Genomic DNA, 5,859 nt, shown 5'->3' with positions numbered 1-5,859 from the left:
GCGGCTTTGAAGTCTATCATGCCTTCAAAATCAGACTTTGATGCCATCGGATTTTCCATCGGTTCTCCCTGGATTCCTAATGAGTATTATGAGGCATTTGCACCAGATGGAAAAGAAGGACGTGAATATAACGCGGAAGAAATCTATCAGATGCTAATTCACCAAAATCATACAAATAGAATCTCTCAGATGCAGAGCAGACCAAATCATACAAATGGTGCTTCTCAGATGCAAGCGGATCAGAATAACACAAACGGAGTCTCTCAAATGCAAACAGATCCGAACAATGCAAATAAATCCTCTCAGATACAGACAGACAACGGGAAATCTGAAAAGAGTTCTTTTGACCGACATGATATCTGGCAGGGTATCTGCGATAAAATACAGCTTCAGGATAGCTGGAATAAAAAAATCCAATCTGCATTCAGACAGTGTGGTGATTCCACCGGAATGCCACAGCATGTCCGAACCATCGTACAGGATATTGCCCGACGCTCCGGTTTAAACTGGAAACAGATCCTTCATGATTTTTTACAGTCCGACACCTATGACTACAACTTTCTTCCCCCGGATCGAAGATATGCGTTTTCCGATTTTTATCTGCCTGCATACAACATGGATGAAGAACATCAGACTGCGGATGATATCTGGGTATGTATCGATACTTCCGGATCTGTTACGGGAGAAGAACCGACCTGCACGATGGCTGAGATTCTAGATGCTATGAGACAGGCAGGCTTAAAAGGAAGCATTTCCTTTTTTGACAGCAACATTACGGATCCGGAACCCTTTGAATCTGAAAACGACCTAAAAGACCTGACCGCACAGGGTGGCGGCGGCACCAGTTTTCATATTATCTTCCGTTACCTGAAAGAGAAACTGTATCCGAATCTTCCACGGGCAATTCTTATTTTTACGGATGGATGTGCAAGATTTCCAGATGAAAAAGAGGCTTTCAATGTGCCGGTATTGTGGCTGATCTGCAAAGGTGGAAATGCGGATGTGCCATGGGGACAAGTAATCCAGTTGTAACGGCATTCTCCCCCGCGATTTAGCCTTTCAATCTTGTCCTCACGATGGTTCTTATAGTATAATTATTTTATATACGATTACGATAAAAGCCCAAAGATATACTGTATTTCAGACGAAAACAAAAGGGGGATTCTTATGATCAACATTACATGGGGTAATCTTATGCCACCACGCTGTTCGCAGGCATACATTGTAAATTTTTTGCTGGCGCCTTCATTTTTTAATAACCCGGATTTGGGAAAATCGATTCAGGAGTCATCTTTTTATCAAAGAAAAGACGGTACGATTCTGGATGCGCTGAATAACGTTAAAGCCTTTCGCAGCAGATTATTTAACTTCGGTGACTCTCCCAAGACATCTGAGAAGCTCATCAATCTGCTGTTGTTGAAAACCAAACAGGACAATATCGCATATACACTGGATACTTTTCCAATCCGTCATGAATTTAAAAAGCAATGGAAATTTTTCCTCAAAGAATATTTTGGTGACCAATATTCCATATACCTTGAAGATTATAAAAAATATATTCATCTCTTCCTTGAGGACAATTACACCATTGAAGATTTTGAAGCTGAAGCTGACACGGATTTTTTTAAAAGAGTAAAATCCGATCGACGGGATTTTCAAAAAAACAAAATTACCATTCCTTATCACGGAAATGAAATTCCGCTTGGCAAACTGTTGCATTCCATAGAAGCTGCCGATTACAGTAAATCCCCCTTCCTTGATGAACGAAACAGCTCCGATATTTCCAGTGAGGATAATTTATTTTTTGAACGTCTGTCCACCTTATCCATCCTCGCCTGTGTCTGGATTATTTTTGCAAAAGTGGAAGAAAAAGAAAACAAGCAGATCACATCTGAAAGGAAAGACAAAAAGAATGTATATGCAGAGCTGATTGTACGTCTGGCTCCGATGATTTTTCCAACAGAGACCGTCAATACACTTTTTTACACCACTCCTGAAAATGATGGTTCGGATTTCATTGCAGACACTTTTGAAATCCCATCGGAAAAAACAGACACTGCTGAAGCCAGAAAAATGTTAGCTCCGGTTCCAGGCTACATTAACGCAAAGGCATTTACAGAAGCGGGCGAACTCTGTGAACAGGTATTTCAGAGCTACAAATACGCCTCCGACCTTATCATGGCTGAGACTCTGACGTATCTGCATACCTGCTGTGTCAACGGTTATCCGGTTCCAAAAGCATTTTCATCCATCGAAGATATTGAAAAACAGGCATACTACTATGGCAGTATTTACAGCAGTCAGAAAAGAAATGATATTAAGGCGGCTCCTGTGCCTTCAAAGACAGTCACATCCGGATTTTTTACCGCCAACTGTAAAAATAAGATTTATGACTGGATAGAAAAAACCAAACCGGAAAGCTGGAAGAGTTCTGTCTCAAGTGTACCGGAATCAGCAATTTTACCGCATGTGCATCAGAGAATGCTGCTCATTCATGACGATTTTGATCTTAATCTGCAGGATGCCCTTAATGTTCTGGATCGTATCAAGAAAAATATCGCTACTGAAAAAGAAACAACGATCTCTGACTGGAAAAACTTCGAACTGTACATAAGATGTGATGAGGCGGAAGCTACTCCTATACTGGATACTGCCCTCAGTTATTTTACGGAAAACAATGAGATCAGATCTTCCGCAGATTTTTCTCTCATTAAAATTTATCTGATTGATGAAGCAAAACGAAGCGCGGATTACCTGTTTGCCAGACATCCTCTGTTTTATCCGCTCACTTTGCCAAAACGGAATGCGAATGAAATAGAAAAAGTCCAAAATATGCATCTGGTCATCTTCTCCGATAATCCAGATCACAACTATGCAAAATGGCTGATCAAAGAAGCCTTTTGGACCTTGCCGCGCTTATGCGAAAAAATCAATACCAAGATTTCCCTGATTTCTCCGCATGCTTCTGAAATTGCAGATTCCATTTTGTTGGATTGCCCGGGACTGGCTGATTTTTCTTATCATGTCAATCGCAATAAATCATACGCAGATACGGACAACGAATCCAAAAATATTCAGATTGATGATATTCCATTCCCGGAAATCTGGTATCAGGACACTTCCTTTTCAAGTCGTTCCATTTTGAACACCTTGAAAGATATCAGTTCTTCCAACGATTATTTATACTTCGTTGTGGACTCTGTTTCCGATGTAGGAAGCATCAAACTGGCAACCAGAATCCGGGAGCTTACGATCCGCAAATCGGTTCTGGACGGACGTATCAACAGTTATTCAAAGAAAAATTTTATCATTGCGGTTCACTGTACCGATCCGGATTATGCAGGTTTGTCCAAAGATCTGATCATTCCAAAGGAAACGGAGCATGCAAACAAATGGTTTAATAATTATAATTTTATTCCGTTTGCTTCTATCGCAGATCTGTATTCCTGGGATCAGTTAAACGGAGGTGTCATTGAAGAAATATCACAATGCGTTCATTTGCAGTACTGTCAGTCTTCTCAGCAAAAAGATGCCTGCTATGAGAATCTGAAATCATATTTTGAGCGATTATACAACCGTGATTCTTCCTTTTCTGCTGCCGTGAGCATGCCATACCGCTTATTTGAAGCAGGAATCACACCGACACCGGACTGGAGTTCCTGGGATATTCAGGATCCGGATGCCTGGTGGAATCCGGAAACACGCTCTCATATGGCCGAAACATATCTGGAAAAACTGACCGATACATCCGTGACAGATGCCAAGAATGAACATCCTTCGTTTCATCAGGATCTTGTCGAACAGCTTGCCAAATATGAGCAGATGCGTTGGTGCTGCTATCAGTTAACCCGCGGCTGGCTGCCAGTAGAACCATCTCAGGTATTGCAATATATCAATAGCGGTGTGAGCCGCCACACGTTGCAGATTGCGAAACTTCATCCATGTATCTGCTCCTGGAATGATCTGAAAACACTACAGGAAATTTTATCTGATGAAGCCAAAAGAGAGATCTGCACCAGCAAGAATATTGATACCTTAAGCAAGGAAGAACTTATACCGTTATTAAATCCAAAATTTGCAAAATATTTTTCCTATGAAAAAGATTATTCGTATTTTCAGAAACTCAACTATGAAAATATTGAAAAAACAGCGGATATATTGACGAATCAATGGCACACCGACCAAGCTTTTTGATTCAGAGAAACCAGAGAGATAAAGCACAAAGGCAGGTATAAAATGATATCAAAATACAAAAACGTAGCTGTCATTTATGGTGGAAAAGGCAGAAATTACGCCGAAGCACTTCACAAATCCATTTTAAAAATATCAGATGATGAACGATATCCCATCTGTTCCAAACTCATTATGGAACCTTAATAGAGATCCGCAAACGGTTAAACAAAAAAAGACAGGATCTAACCGAAGAATAGCTGTATTCTATGAAGTAAAAAATATAACACTCATCAAAAAGCAAAGCCTGTGAAGAAATATATCGGTACTTTCTTCACAGGCTTGTTTATTATGTCAAAAATAGGAAGCAACGACCTCTCCATACTCCGGATCCAGCGTATCAAGAATTACTACACAGCGATTCTGCTTTGCATATTCCTCAATCTGATGTCCGGAAGCGTCCAGATCCGGCACATGCCATGGAGCCCGACTTCCCATACCAACCGCTTTCATCTGTTCTGCTGGCACTCCAAAATTTTTTAATAATTCTACTACCGCTGAGGCTCTCGCCGCGGAAAGTGTCTGGCAAAAATCTTCTTTTCCTGTTGCTGATGCAGTACATCCAACTACGTAAACACTGTTTTGTGGATGATCCAGCAATGTCTGTGCGACATTGCCGATTGCCTTTTTGTCCTGTTCCTCATCCTCGAACACGCCTGATCACCAACAAAAGAAACATTTTCTGAATCCAGAACCACGGTCTGCAGTGGCGTAATATCTGATACCCGCTCATCAGCAGGCACAATGGAAACAGATGGAAGATCTGAGTAAGCAGTCGAAGAAGCTGAGTCCACAGAAAAATCATAAGATGCTGCTCCTGCCTGCTCCAGCACAGCTGTCCAAATTTCAATCAGCTTTGCTTTCTGCACTTCCGATAAACGTTCCTGCGGTTCTGCTGTCTGTCCTGCATACATCCAAAGTACATTTACACCTTCCAGGTCTGGAATTGCTTTTTCATCCACAAGGGCTTCTACAATATCTGCGGTATCTGTATGAAAGAGATCATCTTTACAGAAATTTAAATAACCTGTAGTTGAAAGTCCCGGATCTGCCACAACCAGATATTTTTCATCTGTTTCAGCAGATTTCAAAGAATTTGCTGCCAGACGGATGGCATCCAGCGTATCAACTTCTTCATATTTTGCCATGCCATTCGTGTTAAACGCTGCCAGAATCTGATCACGCTTATCTTCTGCCAGAGACTTCAGTTTTCTATCTGAAAGCCCCTTTGTGGACGGTTCTTCAATTGTTGCCTTCAGAAATTCTTCCGGTTTACCGTCTGCCCGGATCAGGCTGACGGTACCGTATGTATAGGTACACTGATATACTTTATCTGCAATTTCTTTTGCATTTGGTGAGATCACATTGGCATTGGAATGTGCTCCTACCACAACGGACGTTCTTCCACCCACTCATAAACGTTTTGCACCAATTGCTCCGGGCAATCCAGCTGTATCTGTGCCGCTTTCTCAAATACTGCCTGTTCTGAAATGCCATATTCTGTTTTGATCTTTGCGGCAAGTTTTTGTGTGTCTATCTGTTTCATAGCATTAGCCTCCTTTCTGATATATTTTTGTCTCTCATTCATCTCAGTCTGAGTTGAGACTCCCACTTCTGCAAGTGGTGAGT

Annotated in this window: 6 protein-coding genes; 3 read left to right on the top strand and 3 right to left on the bottom strand. The window is 41.4% G+C overall.

Translation table 11 applies throughout. The features are described 5' to 3' along the window. The 3 genes from LG34_RS07545 to LG34_RS16700 form a co-directional block, all read left to right on the top strand. On the top strand, nucleotides 1-1,032 hold a 1,032-nt coding region (locus LG34_RS07545; protein WP_207657025.1), incomplete at its 5' end, for a VWA-like domain-containing protein. A gap of 135 nt (nucleotides 1,033-1,167) precedes the next feature. Next, nucleotides 1,168-4,194: a hypothetical protein gene (locus tag LG34_RS07540; RefSeq protein WP_109215523.1), complete on the top strand. Its 3,027-nt coding sequence runs from the start codon at nucleotides 1,168-1,170 to the stop codon at nucleotides 4,192-4,194. A gap of 42 nt (nucleotides 4,195-4,236) precedes the next feature. Then, nucleotides 4,237-4,377: a hypothetical protein gene (locus tag LG34_RS16700; protein ID WP_181369320.1), complete on the top strand. Its 141-nt coding sequence runs from the start codon at nucleotides 4,237-4,239 to the stop codon at nucleotides 4,375-4,377. A gap of 147 nt (nucleotides 4,378-4,524) precedes the next feature. On the opposite strand, the gene LG34_RS07535 is transcribed toward LG34_RS16700, so the two are convergent. From LG34_RS07535 to LG34_RS16695, 3 genes are read right to left on the bottom strand one after another with little or no spacing between them, the layout of a single operon-like run. Next, nucleotides 4,525-4,884 (bottom strand): OmpA family protein, encoded by a 360-nt coding sequence (locus LG34_RS07535; RefSeq protein ID WP_109215522.1) that lies wholly within the window; start codon nucleotides 4,882-4,884, stop codon nucleotides 4,525-4,527. Next, the gene (locus tag LG34_RS16535) at nucleotides 4,797-5,621 is read right to left on the bottom strand and encodes a hypothetical protein (RefSeq protein WP_146190202.1); all 825 of its coding nucleotides are present in this window, start codon (nucleotides 5,619-5,621) and stop codon (nucleotides 4,797-4,799) included. Before LG34_RS16535 ends, LG34_RS07535 begins: the two co-directional genes overlap by 88 nt. Continuing rightward, nucleotides 5,615-5,776 (bottom strand): hypothetical protein, encoded by a 162-nt coding sequence (locus tag LG34_RS16695; RefSeq protein ID WP_181369317.1) that lies wholly within the window; start codon nucleotides 5,774-5,776, stop codon nucleotides 5,615-5,617. The genes LG34_RS16535 and LG34_RS16695 overlap by 7 nt, the downstream gene beginning before the upstream one ends. Nucleotides 5,777-5,859 lie beyond the last annotated feature (83 nt).

It is taken from the genome of Eubacterium ramulus (assembly GCF_003122485.1).
Taxonomy (GTDB): domain Bacteria; phylum Bacillota; class Clostridia; order Lachnospirales; family Lachnospiraceae; genus Eubacterium_I; species Eubacterium_I ramulus_A.
Note: the sequence above shows the minus strand (reverse complement) of the source record. Positions and strands in the feature narration are given on the sequence as shown.

Coding starts and splice junctions, on each gene's coding strand:
- LG34_RS07540 (WP_109215523.1), top strand. CDS start 1,168: ATGATCAACATTACATGGGGTAATCTTATGCCACCACGCTGTTCGCAG.
- LG34_RS16700 (WP_181369320.1), top strand. CDS start 4,237: ATGATATCAAAATACAAAAACGTAGCTGTCATTTATGGTGGAAAAGGC.
- LG34_RS16695 (WP_181369317.1), bottom strand. CDS start 5,776: ATGAAACAGATAGACACACAAAAACTTGCCGCAAAGATCAAAACAGAA.